The organism is Paraburkholderia sp. JHI869 (assembly GCF_038900775.1).
Classification (GTDB): Bacteria; Pseudomonadota; Gammaproteobacteria; order Burkholderiales; family Burkholderiaceae; genus Paraburkholderia.
Window position 1 is genome coordinate 93018 of sequence record NZ_JAYMSC010000006.1, and the last position, 21568, is coordinate 114585.

Below are 21568 nucleotides of genomic sequence, written 5' to 3' on the forward strand. Positions count from 1 at the left end.
CGGCGACGGCACTGCGTGAATTGAAAAAGCGTTGAAAAAGCATCGCGGCCGGCAATGAGACTTGCCAGGCCGCGACGCATACCATGTCTTGATCAGGGCAGCACGAAGCGCGCGACATTACCGCGCGCCGACGCGTACTTCGACGTGTCGACCGGCTGACCGTCGATGGTCATCGACTCGATGCCGGCCTTGTTGCCCACGGTGACCTTGAGCGGCTCGGTGCCGGTGATCTCACGCGCGTCGCTGCCGTGGATCAGGCCCGAGAAAACTTCCTTGCCATCCTTCTGGCGCACGTTGACCCACGTGTCCTGCGTCACGCGGATCGCGAACGTCGAGGTGTCAGCGCCGTTGTCGGCAGTCGCATTCTGTGCCGCCGCTGCGGCCGGTGCGCTCGCCGCCTGGGCGCGCGCAGCACTTGCCGCGTTGGCAACGGCCGCAGCCGGCACTGCACTGGCAGGCTTCGCGGCCTGGGGCGCCGGCTGCGTCGCCGGCTGAGCCGCTTGAGGCGCCGGTTGGGCGGCCTGCGGCGCCGCTTGCGATGCGCCTTGATCGGGCGCGGAGTTGGCGTTGTCACCCGCATCGTTTGCGTCAGCGGCTGCCGGCGCAGCGGATTGATCCGCGCCATCGGCGGCGGACGCACCTGCACTATCGGTCGCCGTACCCTGCGTCACCGTTGGCGACGACGCGCCCGGCTGCACGCTAGCACCATTGGCCATCGCCTTCAGGCGCGCAAACCAAGCCGACGATTCACCACTGTTCGTATGCCACATGGAAAGCGCAAGCACCGCGACCACGATGATCGCCACGCCCCACAGCCACGAGGCGCGCCGACGCGGCGCGCGTGCGCCACCGCCGCCGAGCGAGAGCGACACACGCCCGCGCGGCAGATCGGAGCCGGCCGAAGCCGGCATCGACAGATCCGGCTGCGCAATGCCGCGCTCGCGGCGCAGCGCCTGCGTGAACGGCGTGGAATCGGTGCCGAGCAGCTTCGCGTAGGCGCGCACCACGCCGAGCGCGAACGTCGTGTCCGGCAGATGGCTGATATCGCCCGCTTCGAGTTCGCGCAGCTTCGACACCGACACCTTCAGGCGCGCCGAGACATCTTCGATCGCCCAGCCCTTGGCCTCGCGCAGCTGCGCAAGGCGCGCGCCAGCCGCGACCAGCGTGTCGGGCACTGCCTGCACCGGCGAAGGCGTCGCGCCCTGCGCCGAACGGCCTGCGTTGCTGTCAGTTCCGTCTGTCCCGAAAGGGTGCTGCGGCTCGCTCATCCCAAAGTCCTTGCGTCGATTCTTTTCAATACTGGAACCGGTTGGGCGCGTCCCGCCCCGCCTCTACCCGATTCGCAGACCGTTTATAACAAATTGCGCGGCCAGTGTGCCGCTTCCGATCGCTTCTGCAAACGTTTCTTTTATTACTACCTACGGCCGCGCGTTTCCCCGCACGCCGCCGTGGGCCCTCCTTATACCGGCTCAGTGCTGAACCGGTCGTACTTCGATGACCTTACCCGCGCCCCGGCTCGTGCGTTCAGCAAGGCGCGTGCGGTCCTTCACCTCGCCGGCGAGCTGACCGCAGGCCGCGTCGATGTCGTCGCCGCGCGTCTTACGCACGGTCGTGACAACGCCCGCATCCATCAGAATCTGCGCGAAGCGCTTGATCTGATCCGATTTCGAGCGCAGCAAGCCCGACTCGGGGAATGGATTGAACGGAATCAAATTGAACTTGCACGGTACGTCGCGCGTAACCGCGAGCAATTCTCGTGCGTGCTTTTCGGTGTCGTTGACGCCGTCGAGCATGCAGTACTCGAACGTGATGAAGTCGCGCGGCGCGACTTCCAGATAACGCTGACACGCCGCCATCAACTCGCGCAGCGGGTACTTGCGGTTGAGCGGCACGAGTTCGTCGCGCAGTGCGTCGTTCGGCGCATGCAGCGAAACGGCCAGCGCCACAGGCAATTCTGCGCCGAGGCGGTCCATCATCGGCACGACGCCCGAAGTGGACAGCGTAACGCGCCGGCGCGACAGGCCGTAGGCGTTGTCGTCGAGCATCAGGCGCATGGCGGGCACGACCGCGTCGTAGTTCAGGAGCGGCTCGCCCATACCCATCATCACGACGTTCGTGATGACGCGTTCGCCCTTGCCGTCACCGCCGGTCGCACGGCCGCCCGCCTCTCCAAGAAGCGAGGCGCGCAAGGCGAATTCCGCCATGCGCAGCTGGCCGATGATCTCGGCGGTGGTGAGATTGCGTGAAAAACCTTGCTTCCCGGTGGAGCAAAACCGGCAGTTGACCGCACATCCCGCCTGCGACGACACGCACAGCGTGCCGCGGTTGTCTTCGGGGATGAACACGGTTTCGACCGCGTTGCCGTTGCCGACGTCCACGAGCCATTTGCGCGTGCCGTCGGAGGAAACGTTGTCGCTGATGATCCCGGGCATGCCGATGGTGGCGCGCCCTTTGAGCTTCTCGCGCAGCGATTTGGCGAGATCCGTCATGCCGTCGAAGTCGGCGGCGTTGTACTGATGGATCCAGCGCTGAAGCTGTTTGGCGCGAAACGGCTTCTCGCCCAGGCTTTCGCAATAGGCGACGAGCCCTTGGGCGTCGAGATCGAGAAGGTTGACGGTGGAACTGCTCGTCATGTCGAATCCTGCCATTTCAGTGCGAGAGCGCGCCCACTGCCCGCGTTGCCCAACTGACCGCGCTGTTGCGCGACATCGGGAACTGGACAGTGGGCGTCATCGCCGTTCGCGACCCTATGCTACTACTGCAGTCTGCTCGCGCCTTGCTTAGCGCGAGTAGACGTTGACTTGCGGGAAGAAGAACGCGACTTCCACGGCAGCCGTTTCAGCGGCGTCCGAGCCGTGCACGGCGTTCGCGTCGATGCTGTCGGCGAAGTCGGCGCGGATCGTGCCCTTCTCAGCCTTCTTCGGATCGGTTGCGCCCATCAGATCGCGGTGCTTCAGGATAGCGTTCTCGCCTTCCAGAACCTGGATCACGACCGGACCCGAGATCATGAAATCGACGAGGTCCTTGAAGAACGGGCGCGCTGCGTGAACAGCATAGAACTTCTCAGCGTCGGCGCGCGAGAGGTGAACCATGCGCGAGGCAATGATCTTCAGGCCAGCGTTTTCGAAGCGGCTGTAGATCTGGCCGATCACGTTCTTCGCCACTGCGTCCGGCTTGATAATCGACAGGGTGCGTTCGATCGCCATAAAAACTCCAGAAAATTAAGAGGTTACAGATTCAAATGAATCCGCAATTGTAGCATGTTCCCATGTATGATTGCGATTGAACCCTCATAGCCCGGCAAACCGGGGCAAATGAGCGCAAACGCCGCGCTGCCGTACCTTTCAGAGAGGCTTAAGATAGGCGGCATACGCTGTGCAAACATAACGGAAACTGTGTGGCAACCCGTTGAAACTCTGGGTCGGCGCACTTATCTTATGGGGGAGCGGACCGCGCACGTGCGCGCCCTCACCTACGCGTCTCACGCAAGGAGAAAGCATGAACGAGTATCCCTATAACTTCGGCCGCGGCGGCACCGTCACCTCGGCGGAGACCCGCAACCGCGTACTGCGCAACACCTATTGGCTGCTCGCGCTGTCGATGGTGCCGACGGTGCTCGGCGCGTGGGTGGGCGTCGCGACCGGCTTCTCGCTTTTTGCCGCAACCAGCCCGGCCATGAGCCTGCTCGCGTTCTTCGCGATCGCCTTTGGCTTCATGTTCGCCATCGAGCGCACCAAGGAGAGCTCGGTTGGCGTGTTCGTGCTGCTCGGCTTCACGTTCTTCATGGGCCTGATGCTCTCGCGCCTGCTGTCGTTCATCCTCGGCTTCTCGAACGGCCCGCAGCTCATCATGCTCGCATTCGGCGGCACGGGCATCATCTTCACCGCCATGGCCACCATCGCCACGGTCAGCAAGCGCGACTTCTCGGGCCTCGGCAAGTGGCTCTTCATGGGCGTGATCGTGATCCTGCTGGCCGGCGTCGCGAACATGTTCCTGCAACTGCCCGCGCTGATGCTCACGGTTTCGGTGCTCGCCATCGCGATCTTCTCGGCCTACATGCTGTTCGACGTGCAGCGCGTCGTGAACGGCGGCGAGACGAACTACATCTCCGCCACGCTCGCGATCTATCTGGACCTGTATAACGTGTTCACGAACCTGCTCGCCATCCTCGGCATCTTCGGCGGCAACCGCAACTAAACCCTGGCGGGGCCGGATCGGCAGATTCTGGCCTCATCAAGCAAAAAGCCCATGACTTGCGTCGTGGGCTTTTTTTCGTCTATTCGATTGGACTCAAAGCGAAATCCAGTCGAATCCCTCAACTTGCGAAGCGACCCCGATTTCCGTTGCAGCGTTGCCGAGAACCGCAGCCATCGCAGCACGCGCGAGCTCCGGCGTGTTGTTCTGCTGGCTCAGATGCGCAGCGATCAAATGCCGCAGCTTCGTGCGATCGAGCCCCGCGAGGATGCCGCCAGCCGCCTCGTTGTTCAGGTGACCATGCGACCCGCCGATACGCGCCTTGAGCGAAGCCGGATAGCGGCTCGTCGAGAGCATCTCAAGGTCGTGGTTGCATTCGAGCACGAGCGCGTCGCAACCGCTCAGCACGCTGCTGATATGCGACGTCGACTCGCCGACGTCGGTCAGCACGCCAAGCCGGCTCGCGCCGTTGCTGAACACGAACTGCAGCGGCTCGCGCGCATCGTGCGGCACCGTATAGGGCAGCACACCGAGTTCGCCGATTTCGACCGTCTCGTCGCCCCACAGCACGTTGAGCTCGACGCCTGCGGCATCGTCGGCGCCCACTGCCTGCGCCGTGCCCCAGCTCATGTAAAGCGGAATCGACCAGCGGCGCGCCAGCGTGAGCGCGCTGCCGATGTGGTCGCTATGTTCGTGGGTGATGAGAATCGCGGTGAGCGAGTCGGCGGCCAGCCCCGCGCGGGCGAGGCGCCGCTCGACTTCCTTCGCTGAGAATCCGCAGTCGAGCAGCACGCGCGTGGGCGTCATGCCGCTGCCTGCTTCTACAACCAGTGCGTTGCCCTCGCTGCCGCTGCCGAGGCTCGCAAATCGCATATCAGCGCACGTCAGTTCAGCTGCGCGTGGAGCGCGGAGACGATACGTTGCGCGTCCGACGAGGTGTCGATGCGGCCGCTCTGGTCGACCACGGCAACCTGGGTCGAATTACCCGTCGAGCGCACCGCCACGAGGTATTCCGGACCCTGATCCTTCGTCGCCTTCTTCGGATTGTAGAAAAGCTTGCCGAACAGGCCGTCGCCCTTCAGTTCCTGCATCGAATCGGCGTAGCGCACGTAGTAGAGGCCCTTCTCGCGGTCGCGGTTGTCGACCGTGAAGTTCGTGCGGTCGAGCGCGAGGCCGACACGCAGCCATGCAGTGTCGAACGCTTCGGGCAGATCGAGCGTCGTGCCGTCAGGACCGGCGGCGACCTTGACGCCAGCCGTCGACGGGCGTGCGTCGGTCAGCAGTTGCTTGGACTGCGCGTCGGTCAAGCCGAACTTCTGCATGATCTTCGCGAGGAACGCGGCTTCCAGCGCCGGATCGCGCGGGCGCTCCACCCACTTCGAGCCCGTCTTGTCCTGTCCCGTCAGCACTTCTTCCATCGCGTTGTGCGTAACGGAAATATCAGTCTGACCGTCCGGACCGCGCGAAACCAGCACGCGGAAGCGGTCGCGCGTGCCCGACGAGTACGCGAAGTCGATCACCTTGCCGATGGTGCGGCGGAACCAGTCGTCCGGAATATTGGCGCGGTTCTCGGCCCAGTCGGTCGTCATGATGCCGGTGGTCGGCGAGTCGGTCGTCAGCGTGAAGCCGTTCTCCGTCCAGAATTCCTGCAGCTGCGGCCAGACGTCGTCTGGCGAGCGGCCGTCGACCACGAGCCAGCGGCGGTCGCCGTCGCGCTCCACGTGCATGCCGAACGGATCCTGCGAACTCGGCACGCCGAGCGTCGCGTTGCCGGCCGGCGTGACCGTGCGCTGCGCGGCGCCGCCAAGCGTGACCGTGGGCGGCGGCGCGACGTACTTCTGGTCGTTCGGCGCCGACGACAGATCCTGCGGCACGTTCAGCGGCGGCGCGGTCGGCGTGTCCTTGTAGTTGACGCGATCGGACGCGAACATGTCGTTCAGCGACTCGCAGCCTGCGAGCGAGCCGAGTGCAAGCGCCAGCACCGCCATGCGGGTTGCGTGGAGGGAAAAAGCGGAACGTTTCATGTGGGCCTTCGTGATACGGGAACGCTAAGCCTTGCTCTGCGAGACGGTGGGTCCGGGTTCGGTCCGAGGTCTTTCAGTGAATGGGCGGTTGGGCCGTGGCGGCGTCGGTTGAAAAATCGGCGGCAGACTGATCGGATCAGCCAGCCAGGCCGGCTTCGCGCAGCGCGGCGCGCACCACGTCGTGGTAGCGCGCGTCGAGCGGCGTGAGCGGCAGTCGGATGCCGCCTTCCATGCGGCCGAGTTCCTGCAGCGCCCACTTCACCGGAATCGGATTCGATTCGATGAACAGGTTCTTGTGAAGCGACAACAGCTTCATATGGATCGCGCGAGCCGTTTTCACATCGCCGGCGAGCGCGGCCTTGCACAGGTCGCTCATCTGGCGCGGCGCAACGTTCGCGGTCACCGAAATATTGCCGTGGCCGCCAAGCAGCATCAGCGCGATCGCCGTGGGATCGTCGCCGCTGAAAATCTTGAAGCCGTTCGGCGCATGCTTGATGAGGTGCGCGGCGCGGTCGATGTTACCCGTCGCTTCCTTCACTGCGATGATGCCCGGCACTTCGGCCAGACGCAGGATGGTCTCGTTCGCCATGTCCGCGACCGTACGGCCCGGCACGTTGTAGAGGACGACCGGCAGGTCCACGTCTTCCGCGATCTTCGCGAAGTGACGGTACATGCCTTCCTGGGTCGGCTTGTTGTAATAAGGCACGACCTGGAGCGACGCCTGTGCGCCGACTTCCTTCGCGTGCTTCGTGAGTTCGATGGCCTCGGCGGTGGAATTGCCGCCGGCGCCCGCGATGATCGGCATACGGCCGGCAGCGTGCTCGACCGCCGTCTTGATCATCAGGATGTGTTCTTCGACGTCAAGCGTGGCGGACTCCCCGCTCGTACCGACGACGACGAGGGCATCCGTCCCCTCTTCTACGTGCCAGTCGATCAGTTTGCGGAATGCCGGCAGATCGAGACTGCCGTCCTCGTGCATGGGGGTGACGATCGCGGGAATGCTGCCTTGCAGCGTAATGCCGTCCTGAGTGCCGTTAGCCATGAAACGCCAGAAAAATGAGTCGGTTAAACCGCGATTGTAGCGGATTAGCCGGTCAGATCGTAACGCGCTACGGGTAGGACCTGGTTCTCCGGTAGATTACCGGCTCTTTCGAGGGCCACTGAGGTCGTTTTTTCCCGTATTGCGCAGATGCGCTGAATATACGCTTCACGCGGCTGGGAAAGAAATCCGTCCTGATAGGCGATGACCCGCAGCGCGGGCGTGCAGACGGCCAGCAATTCGCCGGGAGCGAGCAGGAAAGCGGGGTTGGATGGCTTTCCGACGGTCTCGTTGCCCTGCGCGAAGGTCTCGTAGATGAGGACGCCGCCCGGCGCCAGCGAATCGATGAGACGGGGCATGAGCGGGCGGTGCAGATAATTTGTGACGACCACGGCCGCAAAACGCGCGTCGTCGACGAGCGGCCAGGGGGCACCTTCGAGGTCGCACTCTAATGTCGCGACACCTGCCACGTCATGCAACGTTGCGAGCGCGGCGGCGTCGCGATCGAGCGCCGTGACCGGATGGCCCTGGCCCGCCAGCCAGCGCGTGTGCCGGCCCGCGCCCGAAGCCACATCGAGCACGGTGCCGCCGGGTGCGATGAGGTGCGCCCAGCGGCGCACCCAGCGCGAAGGCTCGGAAAGCCCGTGGGCCAACGAACCGGCGGCAGGTGTCGACGTCATGAGGCGGATCAGCTGTACGAGAGGCCCATCGCCTCGCGCACGTCGCGCATCGTCTCGTTGGCAAACTTGCGCGCCTTGTCGCAGCCATCCGCGACGATTGCACGCAGTAGTGACGGGTCGTCCATGTACTTCTGCGCGCGCTCGAGCATCGGCTGCTGCTCGCGCAGGATGCCTTCGATGACCGGCTGCTTGCATTCCAGACAGCCGATGCCCGCCGAACGGCAGCCCTTCTGCACCCAGTCGTGCGTCTGCTCGTCGGTGTAGACCTGATGGAGTTGCCACACCGGGCACTTGTCCGGATCGCCCGGATCGGTACGGCGCACGCGCGCGGGGTCGGTCGGCATCGTGCGGACCTTCTTCGTGATCGACTCGGCGTCTTCGCGCAGGCCGATGGTGTTGCCGTACGACTTCGACATCTTCTGGCCGTCGAGGCCCGGCATGCGCGACGCTTCCGTGAGCAGCACCTGCGGCTCCGGCAGGATGATCTTGCGCGAGCCTTCGAGGTAGCCGAACAGGCGCTCGCGATCGCTCATCGAAAGGCTTTGCGACTCCGAGAGCATCGCCCGGGCCTGTTCGAGCGCCTCGTCGTTGCCTTCCTGCTGATAGGCGTTGCGCAGTTCGTGATAGAGCTTCGAGCGCTTGCCGCCCAGCTTCTTCGCCGCGTCGTTGGCCTTCTCTTCGAAGCCCGGCTCGCGGCCATACATGTAGTTGAAGCGACGCGCCATTTCGCGCGCCATTTCGACGTGCGGCACCTGGTCCTCGCCCACCGGCACGAGCGACGCGCGGTACAGCAGGATGTCGGCAGCCATCAGCACCGGGTAGCCGAGGAAGCCGTACGTGCCGAGGTCCTTGTCACGCAGCTTCTCGATCTGCTCCTTGTACGTCGGCACGCGCTCGAGCCACGAAAGCGGCGTGCTCATGCCGAGCAGGAGCGCGAGTTCGGCGTGCTCGGGCACGCGGCTCTGGATGAAGAGCGTGGCCTGGTTCGGGTCGATGCCAGAGGCGAGCCAGTCGATCAGCACGTCCCAGACGTTTTTCTCGATGACATCCGGCGTTTCGTAGTGCGTGGTGAGCGCATGCCAGTCGACCACGCAGAAGAAGCACGGATACTCGGACTGCAGGCGCACCCAGTTTTTCAGCACGCCGTGATAGTGGCCGAGGTGCAGCGACCCGGTGGGCCGCATGCCGGAGAAGATACGGTCTGGGAACATGATGTTATGAAAAGAGCGACACAAGTGGGGTAAGGATGGCGGTGACCGCGTCGTAACCTAGACTCACGAGCGGGCGCAGCCAGAATCGCGTGAAGATGCCACTGATGAGCAACCCCATCACGATGATGAAACCATAGGGTTCGATACGGGCGAGCGCAATGCTCGCGCGCGTGGGCAGCAGCGCCCCGAGCACGCGGCCGCCGTCGAGCGGCGGCAGCGGAAAGAGATTCAGCACGCCGAGCACGAGATTCACACCCACGCCCGCGGCGGCCATACGCGTGAAGAATGGCTCGTTCACGCCGAGCACCGCGAGCCCCACGCCGAACACGCCCCAAACGATAGCCTGCACGAAGTTGCATAGCGGCCCGGCTGCGGCGACCCACAGCGTGCCCCAGCGCGGATTGCGCAGATTGCTGAAGGCGATCGGCACCGGCTTCGCGTAACCGAACACGAACGCGCCGTTCGTCAGGAAATACAGCACGAGCGGCATGGCGATCGTGCCGATCGGATCGATGTGGCGCATCGGGTTGAACGAGACACGGCCGAGCACGTACGCGGTGTTGTCGCCGAGCATGCGCGCGACGTAGCCGTGCGCGGCTTCATGCAGCGTGATCGCGAAGATGACCGGCAAGGCGTAGACGACGATCGTCTGAATCAGATTGGCTTCCATGGCGGCCTATTGTATCAATGCGTCAATGCGCTCAGGCCGCGCGCATGCCACGTTCGCGTCGCGCATGCTTGTTCACGCCTCTTCTTCTTCGATGCCGAACGGCGCGAGCGCGCCCCGCCCCGGCCGCACGAGCACCGGTTCTTCACCCGTGAGATCGATCACGGTGGACGGCTCGCACGGGCACGCCCCGCCGTCGATCACGAGATCGACCTGTTTCTCGAGACGCTCGCGAATCTCCTCGGGGTCGTTGAGCGGCTCGGTGTCGGGCGGCAGGATCAGCGTGGAGGCCAGCAGCGGCTCGCCCAGCTCTTCGAGAATGGCAAGCGGAATCGGATGCCCAGGCACACGCAGACCGATCGTCTTGCGCGACGGATGCGAGAGACGCCGCGGCACTTCCTTCGTCGCCACCAGCACGAACACGTACGGCCCCGGCGTCACCGACTTGATCAGCCGGTACTGGCGGTTGTCCACCATGGCGAAGTTCGCAAGCTCGGACAGATCCCGCACCATCAGCGAAAGCAGCGCCTTTTCGTCGAGCCCGCGGATGCGGCGCAAACGCTCGGCCGCGTGCTTGTCGTCGATGCGGGCGGCGAGCGCGTAGCTCGAATCGGTCGGCAAGGCGATCACGCCGCCATCGCGGATGATTTCGACCGCCTGCTTGACCAGGCGCGGCTGCGGGTTTTCTGGGTGAAGCCGAAAGAACTGGGACATGGCAGTAATCAGCTGACGAATGGCGATAGAAACGAGCGGGATGGTGCGCGAAAACGGCAGGCGACTGCACGTAGTACCACAAAGCGACGACAAAGCTGGGTGGACCTGCGCGAAACGCCTTGCAGTAAAGGTGTGGAGTCAGACGGCCGCGCGGCGTGCGCGGCCTACAGCCAGCGTTCCCAAACAGGCTTGAGATCGGAAGGCAGCGGCGGCAGCGTGCCCGGCTCGATCGCGTCGGGACCAGGCGCATGGAAGTCCGAACCGCGCGACGCCTCGAAGCCAAAGCGCCTCGCGACGGCGGCGTACTCGGCGTACTGGTCGGGTGTATGACTGCCGGTGACGACTTCAATGGCCTTGCCGCCCAGATCGATGAATTCGCCGAAGAACGCGTCGAATTCGAGCTGGGTGTAAGCATAGCGCCCCGGATGCGCGACGATCGCCTCGCCGCCGGCCGCCTTGATCCACGATACGGCGTCGGCAAGCTTCGCCCAGCGGTGCGCGATGTAACCGGGCTTGCCCTCGCCGAGCCAGCGCGAAAACGCATCCTGCGTGTTCTGCGCACGGCCGCTTTCCACGAGAAAGCGCGCGAAGTGGGTACGCGAGATCAAGTCGGGGTTCGAAACGTACTGAAGCGCGCCGTCGTACGCGTTGGGAATGCCGAGTTCGCCGAGCCGCTCGCCAATGGCTTCGGCGCGCGCCGCGCGGCCGTCACGCGTGCGTGCGAGCCCGTCGACGAGCGCGGTGCACTCCGTATCGACATGCAAACCGACGATATGCACCGTGCGCGACGCCCAGGTCACCGAAATCTCGACGCCGCTCAAATAGCGCATGCCGAGCGCTTCGGCCGCCTCGCGCGCTTCGCGCTGACCGTCGAGCACGTCATGATCGGTGAGCGCCCACAAGCCCACGCCACCCGCTTTCGCCAACTGCGCGACGGCAGCGGGGGCCAGTTGGCCATCGGAGACAGTGGAGTGACAGTGGAGATCGGCGTTCATTGGATGCGGGAAAAGGATGAACGTCCATTTTACTGCAACGCAGTGAAATCGTCGGGCGCCGCCTCGCGTGCGGCGGCCGCCCAAATGCGCACCCGATAGGCGTGGCGCTCAGGCGCAGAAGGCTTCGATCAGGCGCGCGACCTCTTCGGGCTGGTCGTGGTGCACCATGTGCCCCGCCCCGTCGACGATCCGTTCGCGCCAATCCGGAAACGCCTCGAAACGCTTCTTGAACTCGTCGATGGGCACCGCCCCCGCGATTCGCGCGAGCGTTTCGGAACCGGCCGCTTCGACATGCAACACCCGCGCGCTCACCTGCGACCAGATCGCCATCACTTCGTCTAGCTGGTACAGCAGCGGCCCACGCATCTTGTGTGCCGGATCGCCGAGCAGCACATAGCCGCCCTCGCCGTCCGGCTTCGACCAGTGTTCCGCGAGAAAGCGCGCGCGCGGTGCGATCAGGCGCGGATTCGTTTTCACGAGCCGCGCGGCTACCTCGTCGAGCGACGCGTAAGTGCGCAGTTGCGGCGGCGTGCGCACCTCGTCGAGCCACTCGCGCATGCGGCCCGGCGCCTGTCTGGGTGACGGTGCCGGCAGGCCGAAGCCCTCCAGATCGACCACGCGCCGGACGCGCTCCGGCCGCACGCCCGCGTAGAGGCACACGATGTTCGCGCCGAGACTATGCCCGACCAGATCCACCTGGCCCTCGGGCGCGTAGTGCGCGAGCAGCGCATCGAGATCGGCAAGGTAGTCGGGGAACCAGTAGTTGCTGCCCTGCCCCTGCGCAACAGGCCAGTCGGAGAGGCCAAAGCCGCGCAGGTCCGGCGCGATGACCTGCCAGTCACCGCCGCGTGCATCGAGCGCATCGACGACGAACTGGAACGACGCCGCCACGTCCATCCAGCCGTGCAGCATGAAGAGCACGGGCGCGCCCTCCGCGCCCCAGCGGCGCACATGGAAGCGGATGCCATTGACGTCGACATATTCGGAACGGGATTGATTCATTTGCGCCGCCGAAAAAAGAATGATCGTTCGATTATATAGGCGCAAAGCTTCTGCGGCAGGTCATTCGTTCGAGTGTCGCTGCGTTGACTTCTTCGCGACGGTCTGTTCTGCCGCGTCCTGGGCCGCCAGCGTGTCCAGTTCGGCTTCGTCGAAGCCAGCCGAGCGGCGCGCCTCGAAGTTGAACGGCCCGCGCATGCGCGGCGCGTGGTACTGCTCGGCGAGCGCGAGCCATGCCGCGTGCGGGTCGAGAGCGCGCGCCTCGCACAGGTGGCGGAACCAATGGTTGCCGATGCGAACGTGCCCCACTTCGTCGCGCAGGATGATGTCGAGGATCGCGGCCGATTCGTCGTCGCCAGCCTGCTTCAGGCGCGCGCGAATGGGCGGCGACGCGTCGAGCCCGCGTGCCTCCAGCACCCGCGGCACGAGCGCCATGCGTGCGAGCACGTCGCCGCTCGTGCGCTCGCACATCTCCCACAGGCCGTTATGCGCCGGGAAATCGCCGTAGGCGTGACCATAGTCGGCGAGCCGAGCGCGCAGCAGCGAGAAGTGATAGGCCTCCTCCGCCGCGACCTTGAGCCAGTCGGCGTAGAAGGCGTCGGGCATGGCGGGGAAACGCCAGACCGCGTCGAGCGCGAGATTGATCGCGTTGAATTCGATGTGGGCCAGCGCGTGCAGCAGCACCACGCGGCCCTGCGGTGTGCTCATGCTGCGGCGCTGCAGTTCGCGCGGCTCGACGAGGCGTGGTTCTGCGGGGCGGCCTGGCAAGCCGTCCGGCGTCCTGATGGCGCGAAGCGGTTCCCAGCGAGGAGCCGCGGCCTGAGCCTCGGTTTGCGCGTGCAGCGCGCGCACCGCATCGGCCTTGGCGATCGGGTCGCATTCGCACAGCGCGTCGAGCGCGGCGAGGCGCCAGCAGGCGGACGCGGCTTCCGAAGGCATTGGAACATCAGCGCTCGTGCTGGCAGCGGAGAGAACAGAATTCATCGGCAGAAGAAACAGGGACCGAAAAGCGGGTATATGGAACGGCTGCACGAAGCCGCCCCAAGCGGACCGCGCACGCAACCGTTTACAATACGCGATTCACCTGCCTCGCGTCGTCCGCAGCCAATGCCCGGCGCCAGCAGACCGGCAGCAGCCCCCAATATCAGGAGACTCGAAACCGTGGCCATCTACAAGCTTGGCGAAGCCGCACCGACCATTCACGAAAGCGTGTTCGTCGCGGACAACGCGACCATCATCGGCAAGGTCGAACTGGCCGAAGACGCAAGCGTCTGGTTTGGCGCGACGCTGCGCGGCGACAACGAGCCGATCACCGTCGGCCCGCGCAGCAACGTTCAGGAAGGCGCGGTGCTCCACACGGACCCCGGCTATCCGCTCACGCTCGAGGCGAACGTGACGGTGGGCCATCAGGCCATGCTGCACGGCTGTACCGTGAAGGAAGGCGCGCTGATCGGCATTCAGGCCGTGGTCTTGAATGGCGCGGTAATCGGCCGCAACTGTCTGGTTGGCGCGGGTGCGGTGGTCACGGAAGGCAAGGTGTTCCCCGACAACTCGCTGATTCTCGGCGCGCCGGCCAAAGTCGTGCGTGAACTGACCGAGGCCGACATCGCCGGCCTCAAGCGCAACGCGGATGTCTACGCGCAGCGCCGCGAATATTTCAAGGCGCAGCTCGTGCGCATCGGCTGAGAGCGGCACGCTTTCGCCGGATGCGGCGCGGGCCGCGCCGCTACGATTCAAACGAAGGAAAAGATTGTGAACGACCAGTTGCAAAAATTCATGTTCAGCGCCGCGCCGGTGCGCGGCGAGATCGTCTCGCTGAGCAACACGTGGCAGGAAGTGCTCAAACGCCGCCAATATCCGACGCCCGTGCGCACCGTCCTCGGCGAGATGATGGCGGCGTGCGCGCTGCTCTCGGCGAATCTCAAGTTCGACGGCACGCTGATCATGCAGATCTTCGGCGACGGCCCCGTGAAGATGCTGGTCGTGCAGTGCGGCTCGGATCTGACGATGCGCGCCACCGCGCGCCTCGGCGAAGACTTCACGGGCGAAAACGCCCTGCCGCTCGGCGAAGAACTCACGTTCGCCGACCTCGTGAATCCGGACGGCCAGGGCCGTTGCGTGATCACGCTCGATCCCGCGAAAAAGCAGCCGGGCCAGCAGCCCTACCAGGGCATCGTGCCGCTGAACGGCGAAGACGGCCCGCTCAAGTCGATCGCCGCCGTGCTCGAGCATTACATGCATCACTCGGAACAGCTCGATTCGCGCCTTTGGCTCGCGGCGAACGACGACCGCGCAGTCGGCATGCTGCTTCAGAAGCTGCCGGGCGACGGCGGCATCGTGCCGCATCAGGGCGAGCACGACCTCGATACCTGGGAGCGTGTCTGCACGCTCGGTAGCACGCTCACGCGCGACGAAATGCTCAAGGAAGACGGCGAGACATTGTTCCGCCGGCTCTTCTGGCAGGAGAACGTGCGCCACTTCGAGCCGCTTGCACCGCGCTTCCAGTGCTCGTGCTCGCGCGAAAAAGTGGGCGCAATGCTCAAGATGCTGGGCCGCGAGGAAGTCGACGGCGTGATCGAAGAACGCGGTCATGTCGAGATTCATTGCGACTACTGCAATCAGCGCTATGAGTTCGATCCTGTCGATGTCGCGCAACTTTTTGCCGTGACGGGGCTCTCAGAGAGCGTGAGTCCTGCTGCGGAACGTCGTCACTGAGGCAAAACGGAGCACACTGAGGCACACTGAGAAGGTCACGCCAATGCGGCGCAACGCATGTTGCGCCGCTGCCCTCTACAGCGGCGGGTAGACGGGCCTTGGGATCGAATTGAAATGCGGACCTGGCGTCATCTCAAATTACTTAGGCGTCCGACAGATGGAGAGAAGCATGATCAAGAACAAACGCTTCACACTTCCGTTGCGCGACCGCATGCCGCGCGTGAGCGCGCTGCTCGTACTCGCGACGCTCGGAGCGGCCATTGGGATGACGAGCGGCTGCACGCTGGACCCGCCTGGGCCTTCGCCGATCTACAGCCGGCTGCCCGCGGCGCAGTCGGACCTTTCAGCCAACGCGCCCGTGCTCACGCCCGACGAAATGGCGCGCTACGACGCCATTGACCGCCAGGCGCTCGCCGAATCTGACAGCGCAGCGGCGGCCGATGCCGCCGCACGTGCGTGGTCGCGCGCCTACGCGCCGCCCGTGAACGTCTACGGCAGCTACTCCACCGGCGGCTGGGGAAGCGGCTGGGGCGCGGGCGTTGGCTACGGCTACCCCGGCTGGGGATGGGGCTGGTAAGCCCGCCTTGCATCACGCGAAGCGCGGGCACAATGAAAAAAGGCGCAGCTTGATGCCGCGCCTTTTTGTTTGGCCGCCTGCTCACCGCGAGCAGCGCACTCAACCCGCCTTCTTCACTTCCTTCCCGTGCCCGTGCTTCTTCTCAGGCACACGCGAAACGGGGTTCGGCACCACCCTCACCGGCGCTGCCGACATCTCGCCGCGCGTCGAAGTATTCGACGAGCCGCTCGGCGTAGCAGGCGGCGTCTGGTTCGGCGAGACGAACTGCACGAACACCTCGCTGTCCTTCACCATGCCCATCTCGTAGCGCGCACGCTCTTCGACTGCAGCCGTGCCGTTCTGCAGATCCTGCACTTCGCCCGCAATGCGTTCATTGCGCAGTTTCTCGTCGTCGTTCTGCTTTTGCTGTTGCGCGAGCTGCTGCTGCAGTTCGTGCACACGCAGCCAACCACCATGGCCCCACCAGAGCGGATACTGGATCAGCACAAGCAGGATGATCAGAACGACAGTAACAAGCCGCATGAAAGGTGCCGGATAAATACACGCCGCCCTGCGCTATACGCAGGGCGGCGGAAAGAGATGACGAAGGGTGACAGCAAGGCTGCTGCCGGCGCTGGGTCCGCTTAGCGGAGGTTATAGAACGCCGACTTGCCCGGGTAGCTGGCGATATCACCGAGATCTTCCTCGATGCGCAGCAGCTGGTTGTACTTCGAGATGCGGTCGCTGCGCGAGAGCGAACCGGTCTTGATCTGACCCGCGTTCAGACCGACAGCGATATCAGCGATCGTCGAGTCTTCGGTTTCGCCCGAGCGGTGCGAGATCACGGCCGTGTAGCCAGCGCGCTTGGCCATTTCGATGGCTGCGAAGGTTTCCGTCAGCGTGCCGATCTGGTTGATCTTGATGAGGATCGAGTTGGCGATGCCCTTCTCGATGCCTTCCTTCAGGATGCGCGTGTTGGTGACGAACAGGTCGTCGCCCACGAGCTGGACCTTCTTGCCGAGCTTGTCGGTCAGCGTCTTCCAGCCTGCCCAGTCGCTTTCGTGCATGCCGTCTTCGATCGACACGATCGGGAACTTGTCGGCGAGGTTCGCCAGGTAGTCGGCGAATTCCGTCGACGACAGTTGCAGGCCTTCGCCGGCGAGCTGGTACTTGCCGTCGTGGTAGAACTCGCTGGCTGCGCAGTCGAGCGCGAGCAGCACGTCTTCACCCGCGCGGTAGCCAGCCTTTTCGATGGCTTGCAGGATGGTCGAGAGGCATTCGTCGTTGCTGCCGAAGTTCGGTGCGAAGCCGCCTTCGTCGCCCACTGCCGTGCTCATGCCGCGATCCGAGAGGATCTTCTTGAGCGCGTGGAACACTTCCGCGCCGCAACGCAGCGCTTCACGGAAGGTCGGCTGGCTCACCGGCACGATCATGAATTCTTGAATGTCGAGGCTGTTGTTCGCGTGTGCGCCGCCGTTGACGATGTTCATCATCGGAACCGGCAGTTGCATCGCGCCCGAGCCGCCGAAATAGCGGTACAGCGGCAGGCCGGCTTCTTCAGCGGCAGCCTTCGCGACGGCCATCGACACGGCCAGCATGGCATTGGCGCCGAGGCGCGACTTGTTGTCGGTGCCGTCGAGCTCGAGCAGGGTCTTGTCGAGGAAGGCTTGTTCCGACGCGTCGAGGCCCATGATCGCCTCGGAGATTTCGGTGTTGATGTGCTCGACGGCCTTGAGCACGCCCTTGCCGTTGTAGCGGCCGGCTTCGCCGTCGCGCAGTTCGATCGCTTCACGCGAGCCCGTGGATGCGCCCGACGGCACTGCCGCGCGGCCCATCGTGCCCGATTCGAGCAGCACGTCGCATTCGACGGTGGGATTGCCGCGCGAATCCAGAATCTCGCGACCGATGATATCTACGATTGCACTCATGGTTTCCTCAGGAAATGACAGTAATTCTTGCGCGAGCTACGCCGCCTGCATGAGCCCGCGAGGCACAGTTTCTATGCTCGTTCGGGGCACACCGTCACATGGGACAGGCTGCGTGCTCGCCAGGTTCAACTTGCCGCAGCGCGACGGTCACGCTCCAGTGACCGATGCGCTGCCACGCTGCCTTGTACATCGAGCGCGGTGCGTTGGCTCCGCTGCGCCCAGCATGATGTCGTTGCATGACACTGCTGTTCGCGCGGTCCTGTGCGCCGCGCTGCTCCTCCATCGCACCGCTCATGCAATCGAAGCGGCGCGCAGTACTACTAGTTCCCTGCTCAGCTAAAGTCGTTCTCGAGGAACGGCGTGCGCTTGACCGCCTGGTCGAGCGTCACGAGGGTTTCGAGCAGGTCGGCCATGCGGTTCAGCGGCACGGCGTTCGGGCCGTCGGACTTCGCCTCGGCGGGGTTCGGGTGGGTCTCCATGAAGAGACCCGCCACGCCCGTGGCCACGGCCGCGCGCGCAAGCACCGGCACGAATTCGCGCTGACCGCCCGAGCTCGTGCCCTGCCCGCCCGGCAACTGCACCGAGTGGGTCACATCCATCACGACCGGCGCACCCGTCTCGCGCATGATAGCGAGCGAGCGCATGTCCGAGACGAGGTTGTTGTAACCGAACGAAACACCACGCTCGCACGCGAAGAAGCGGTCTTCGGAAAGACCCGCCTCACGCGCGGCTTCGCGAGCCTTGTCGATCACGTTTTTCATGTCGTGCGGCGCGAGGAACTGGCCTTTCTTGATGTTGACAGGCTTGCCCGAGCGCGCACACGCGTGGATGAAGTCGGTCTGGCGGCACAGGAACGCGGGCGTTTGCAGCACGTCCACGACCGAAGCCACGGGCCCGATCTCCTCTTCCGAATGCACATCGGTCAGCACGGGCAGGCCGAGCTGGCGCTTCACTTCGGAAAGGATGCGCAGGCCCTCGTCCATCCCGAGGCCGCGAAACGACTTGCCGCTCGAACGATTGGCCTTGTCGTAGGACGACTTGTAGATGAACGGAATGCCCAGCTTCGACGTGATTTCCTTCAGGCGGCCCGCCGTGTCGATCGTCATCTGTTCAGATTCGACGACACAGGTGCCTGCGATCAGGAAGAACGGCTTGTCGAGACCTACCTCGAAACCGCACAGATTCATGCTTTCTCCTCAGCGCGCGCCTCATGGTGCGCGACTGCCGCTTCGACATACGCCTTGAAGAGCGGATGGCCGTCACGCGGCGTGGACGTGAATTCCGGGTGGAACTGGACCCCGACGAACCACGGGTGCATGTCGCGCGGCAGTTCCATCATTTCCGGCAGATCTTCAGTCGGCGTACGGGCGCTGATGATAAGGCCGCCGGCTTCGAGCTTGGGCACGTATCCGTTATTGACTTCATAACGGTGACGGTGACGCTCGTTCACGTCCTTGCCATAGATCTCTGCCGCGAGCGTGCCGGGCTTGATCGGGCAGCGCTGCGAACCGAGGCGCATCGTGCCGCCGAGGTCCGAGTCTTCGGTGCGCTTCTCGACCTTGCCTTCGCGGTCGGCCCATTCGGTGATGAGCGCGACGACGCGGTCGGGCGTGTCCGGATCGAATTCCGTGCTGTTTGCGTGCTTCAGGCCCACCACGTCGCGTGCGAATTCGATCACCGCGAGCTGCATGCCGAGGCAGATCCCGAGGTACGGCACCTTCGCTTCGCGAGCGTACTGGATGGCCTTGATCTTCCCTTCGGTGCCGCGACGGCCGAAACCGCCCGGCACGAGGATCGCGTCGAGATGCTTGAGGCTCTCGACACCCTCTTCGTCGATCTGCTCGGAGTCGATGTACTCGATGTTCACCTTCGCCGAGGTCTTGATCGACGCGTGGCGCAGCGCCTCGATGAGCGACTTGTACGACTCGGTCAGATCGACGTACTTGCCGACCATGCCGATCGTGACTTCGTGCTTCGGATGCTCGAGCTTTTCGACCATTTCCGCCCAGATCGACAGATCGGCAGGCTTGGCCGAGAGCTTCAGCTCGTCGCAGACGATCGAGTCGAGGCCCTGGTCGTGCAGCATCTGCGGAATCTTGTAGATGCTGTCGGCGTCCCACACCGAGATCACGGCGTCTTCGGGCACGTTCGAGAACATCGAGATCTTCGAGCGTTCGTCGTCGGGAATGCGGCGGTCGGCGCGGCACAGCAGCACGTTCGGATAGATACCGATTTCGCGCAGCTTCTGCACGCTGTGCTGCGTGGGCTTGGTCTTGAGTTCACCCGCCGTGGCGATGAACGGCACGAGCGTGAGGTGCACGAAGCACGCGCTGTTGCGGCCAAGGCGCAGGCTCATCTGACGCGCGGCTTCGAGGAACGGCAGCGACTCGATGTCGCCCACCGTGCCGCCCACTTCGACGATCGCGACATCGGGCTCGCCACACGTCGCCGATGCGGCGCCGCGTTCGATGAATGCCTGGATCTCGTTCGTGATGTGCGGAATGACCTGCACGGTCTTGCCCAGATAGTCGCCGCGGCGTTCCTTGCGGATCACCGATTCGTAGATCTGGCCCGTGGTGAAGTTGTTGGCCTTGCGCATCTTCGTGGTGATGAAGCGCTCATAGTGGCCGAGGTCGAGGTCGGTTTCCGCTCCGTCTTCCGTCACGAACACTTCGCCGTGCTGAAACGGGCTCATCGTGCCGGGGTCGACGTTGATGTAGGGATCGAGCTTGAGGAGGGTGACTTTCAGACCGCGCGATTCGAGGATCGCGGCGAGGGAGGCGGCGGCAATACCCTTGCCAAGGGAGGAAACTACGCCGCCGGTGACGAAAACATATTTGGTCATCGCTGGATGCTCGCGGGAAAAACGGATTATACCTGAAAGCAAGGGCTAACCCTGAATTTTGAGCGAGCAGAAATGATGCGCGATGCGTGGCCCTCGGCTCTCCCCCGCCCCGCAAGCGAGCGCGCCGGGAAGCGGCCGCTCAGGCTCCGTTTTCCATGGCGTACAGCATGCGCTGGACCGCGCGCGCGGTCTCGATTGGATGCTCCATGGGATACAGATGACTGCCCTCGATCCACTCGAAGCGCTCGCCCGCAATGCGCCTCGTTGCCGCAAGCCCGACCTGGCGCACTTCACGCGACTGCGTGCCCGCAACGAAACTCACCGGCACGGGCGAGCCGTGCACGAGCCGCGCGCCGAGCGTGTGCGGCAGCGTGCGGTAGATCATGTATTCGGTGTGGCGGTCGAAGGCGAGCGTGCGGCCGCCGTCGACCGAGGTCTGAGGAATGCCGAAGTCGACATAGTCGGACAACACGCGCTCGTCCCAGCGCGCGAACGCCGCTTTCGAATGGAAGTGCCGCCAGGCCTCGTCGCGGCTCGCCCAGTTGGTGCGGCGATTACGCGTGGCGGCGGCTGGTGAGATGCGCTCGTCGAGGCCGGTCCACTGCGAAACCCGCAGCATGCTGCTGCGCCAGCCCGCGATCACCGGCGAATCGAGCATCACGACGCCCTTGACCCACTGCGGCCTTTTCAGCGCGGCCATCAGCGAGAGATAGCCGCCGAGCGAATGGCCGACGAGCCACACAGGCTCCTCGTAGGTGCGGCCAATGTCGTCGAGCAGCTGCTCGACGAGATGCGGCCAGTCGCGCGTGACAGGAAAGCGCGCGTCGTGCCCGATGCGCTCGATGTAGCGCAGTTCGTAGTTGTCGCCCAGTTCGGCGAAGAACGTGCGATACGTCGAGGCCGGAAAGCCGTTCGCATGCGAGAAATGGATGACGTTTTTCAAAGGCGGCGTGTCTCTCTATTTTGTTGATCTCTTTCGTCGTTCGCGCTTTCATTCACGC

The 21568-nt window shown here is 64.4% G+C and carries 22 protein-coding genes; 4 read left to right on the forward strand and 18 right to left on the reverse strand.

Translation table 11 applies throughout. The features are described from left to right. Nucleotides 1-92 precede the first annotated feature (92 nt). The 3 genes from VSR72_RS13225 to ndk form a co-directional block, all read right to left on the reverse strand. Nucleotides 93-1268, reverse strand: coding sequence for a RodZ domain-containing protein (locus tag VSR72_RS13225; RefSeq protein WP_342952798.1), 1176 nt, complete (start codon nucleotides 1266-1268; stop codon nucleotides 93-95). Between the two features lie 201 nt (nucleotides 1269-1469). Further along, complete coding sequence (gene rlmN, locus VSR72_RS13230) at nucleotides 1470-2633, reverse strand: 23S rRNA (adenine(2503)-C(2))-methyltransferase RlmN (RefSeq protein ID WP_342952799.1); 1164 nt, start codon at nucleotides 2631-2633, stop codon at nucleotides 1470-1472. Nucleotides 2634-2780: 147 nt separating this feature from the next. Further along, nucleotides 2781-3206, reverse strand: a complete 426-nt coding sequence (gene ndk / locus VSR72_RS13235; protein WP_133181406.1) for a nucleoside-diphosphate kinase — start codon at nucleotides 3204-3206, stop codon at nucleotides 2781-2783. Nucleotides 3207-3498: 292 nt separating this feature from the next. Here ndk and VSR72_RS13240 point away from each other — a divergent pair, with 292 nt between their 5' ends. Next, nucleotides 3499-4197 carry a Bax inhibitor-1/YccA family protein gene (locus VSR72_RS13240; protein WP_342952800.1) on the forward strand — a complete coding sequence of 233 codons (699 nt, stop codon included), beginning with the start codon at nucleotides 3499-3501 and terminating at the stop codon, nucleotides 4195-4197. Nucleotides 4198-4290: 93 nt separating this feature from the next. On the opposite strand, the gene VSR72_RS13245 is transcribed toward VSR72_RS13240, so the two are convergent. The 10 genes from VSR72_RS13245 to VSR72_RS13290 all read right to left on the reverse strand — a co-directional run bounded on the left by VSR72_RS13245 (nucleotide 4291) and on the right by VSR72_RS13290 (nucleotide 13462). Then, a complete protein-coding gene (locus VSR72_RS13245; protein ID WP_342952801.1) occupies nucleotides 4291-5067 on the reverse strand; it encodes an MBL fold metallo-hydrolase in 777 nt (258 codons plus the stop codon). An 11-nt stretch (nucleotides 5068-5078) separates the two neighbouring features. After that, nucleotides 5079-6218, reverse strand: a complete 1140-nt coding sequence (bamC, locus tag VSR72_RS13250; RefSeq protein WP_342952802.1) for an outer membrane protein assembly factor BamC — start codon at nucleotides 6216-6218, stop codon at nucleotides 5079-5081. A gap of 136 nt (nucleotides 6219-6354) precedes the next feature. Further along, nucleotides 6355-7260: a 4-hydroxy-tetrahydrodipicolinate synthase gene (gene dapA, locus VSR72_RS13255; RefSeq protein ID WP_342952803.1), complete on the reverse strand. Its 906-nt coding sequence runs from the start codon at nucleotides 7258-7260 to the stop codon at nucleotides 6355-6357. A 44-nt stretch (nucleotides 7261-7304) separates the two neighbouring features. Further along, on the reverse strand, nucleotides 7305-7937 hold the full coding sequence (locus VSR72_RS13260; RefSeq protein ID WP_342952804.1) for a methyltransferase domain-containing protein: 633 nt from the start codon (nucleotides 7935-7937) through the stop codon (nucleotides 7305-7307). Nucleotides 7938-7945: 8 nt separating this feature from the next. Next, nucleotides 7946-9148, reverse strand: coding sequence for a tryptophan--tRNA ligase (locus VSR72_RS13265; protein ID WP_254315177.1), 1203 nt, complete (start codon nucleotides 9146-9148; stop codon nucleotides 7946-7948). Between the two features lie 4 nt (nucleotides 9149-9152). Next, nucleotides 9153-9818, reverse strand: a complete 666-nt coding sequence (locus VSR72_RS13270) for a site-2 protease family protein (protein WP_342952805.1) — start codon at nucleotides 9816-9818, stop codon at nucleotides 9153-9155. Nucleotides 9819-9890: 72 nt separating this feature from the next. Further along, nucleotides 9891-10529 (reverse strand): L-threonylcarbamoyladenylate synthase, encoded by a 639-nt coding sequence (locus VSR72_RS13275; RefSeq protein ID WP_254352833.1) that lies wholly within the window; start codon nucleotides 10527-10529, stop codon nucleotides 9891-9893. Nucleotides 10530-10693: 164 nt separating this feature from the next. Beyond that, nucleotides 10694-11524, reverse strand: a complete 831-nt coding sequence (locus VSR72_RS13280) for a 3',5'-nucleoside bisphosphate phosphatase (RefSeq protein ID WP_342952806.1) — start codon at nucleotides 11522-11524, stop codon at nucleotides 10694-10696. Nucleotides 11525-11632: 108 nt separating this feature from the next. Continuing rightward, the gene (locus VSR72_RS13285; protein WP_342952807.1) at nucleotides 11633-12526 is read right to left on the reverse strand and encodes an alpha/beta hydrolase; all 894 of its coding nucleotides are present in this window, start codon (nucleotides 12524-12526) and stop codon (nucleotides 11633-11635) included. A 60-nt stretch (nucleotides 12527-12586) separates the two neighbouring features. Beyond that, nucleotides 12587-13462: a ferritin-like domain-containing protein gene (locus VSR72_RS13290; protein WP_342952808.1), complete on the reverse strand. Its 876-nt coding sequence runs from the start codon at nucleotides 13460-13462 to the stop codon at nucleotides 12587-12589. A 222-nt stretch (nucleotides 13463-13684) separates the two neighbouring features. On the opposite strand from VSR72_RS13290, the gene VSR72_RS13295 reads away from it, so the two are divergent. From VSR72_RS13295 to VSR72_RS13305, 3 genes are all read left to right on the forward strand, one after another. Then, nucleotides 13685-14209: a gamma carbonic anhydrase family protein gene (locus VSR72_RS13295; protein WP_342952809.1), complete on the forward strand. Its 525-nt coding sequence runs from the start codon at nucleotides 13685-13687 to the stop codon at nucleotides 14207-14209. A 66-nt stretch (nucleotides 14210-14275) separates the two neighbouring features. After that, nucleotides 14276-15238 (forward strand): Hsp33 family molecular chaperone HslO, encoded by a 963-nt coding sequence (hslO, locus tag VSR72_RS13300; RefSeq protein ID WP_342952810.1) that lies wholly within the window; start codon nucleotides 14276-14278, stop codon nucleotides 15236-15238. Between the two features lie 211 nt (nucleotides 15239-15449). After that, a complete protein-coding gene (locus VSR72_RS13305; protein ID WP_342952976.1) occupies nucleotides 15450-15815 on the forward strand; it encodes a hypothetical protein in 366 nt (121 codons plus the stop codon). Between the two features lie 99 nt (nucleotides 15816-15914). Here the strand turns inward: VSR72_RS13305 and ftsB are convergent, their stop codons facing one another. The 5 genes from ftsB to VSR72_RS13330 all read right to left on the reverse strand — a co-directional run bounded on the left by ftsB (nucleotide 15915) and on the right by VSR72_RS13330 (nucleotide 21510). Continuing rightward, on the reverse strand, nucleotides 15915-16337 hold the full coding sequence (ftsB, locus tag VSR72_RS13310; protein ID WP_342952811.1) for a cell division protein FtsB: 423 nt from the start codon (nucleotides 16335-16337) through the stop codon (nucleotides 15915-15917). A gap of 101 nt (nucleotides 16338-16438) precedes the next feature. Beyond that, on the reverse strand, nucleotides 16439-17722 hold the full coding sequence (gene eno / locus VSR72_RS13315; protein ID WP_064268981.1) for a phosphopyruvate hydratase: 1284 nt from the start codon (nucleotides 17720-17722) through the stop codon (nucleotides 16439-16441). Nucleotides 17723-18054: 332 nt separating this feature from the next. After that, nucleotides 18055-18909, reverse strand: coding sequence for a 3-deoxy-8-phosphooctulonate synthase (gene kdsA, locus VSR72_RS13320; protein ID WP_201697241.1), 855 nt, complete (start codon nucleotides 18907-18909; stop codon nucleotides 18055-18057). After that, nucleotides 18906-20567, reverse strand: a complete 1662-nt coding sequence (locus VSR72_RS13325; protein WP_069265538.1) for a CTP synthase — start codon at nucleotides 20565-20567, stop codon at nucleotides 18906-18908. The genes kdsA and VSR72_RS13325 overlap by 4 nt, the downstream gene beginning before the upstream one ends. A gap of 139 nt (nucleotides 20568-20706) precedes the next feature. Continuing rightward, nucleotides 20707-21510 (reverse strand): alpha/beta hydrolase, encoded by an 804-nt coding sequence (locus tag VSR72_RS13330; protein WP_342952812.1) that lies wholly within the window; start codon nucleotides 21508-21510, stop codon nucleotides 20707-20709. Nucleotides 21511-21568 lie beyond the last annotated feature (58 nt).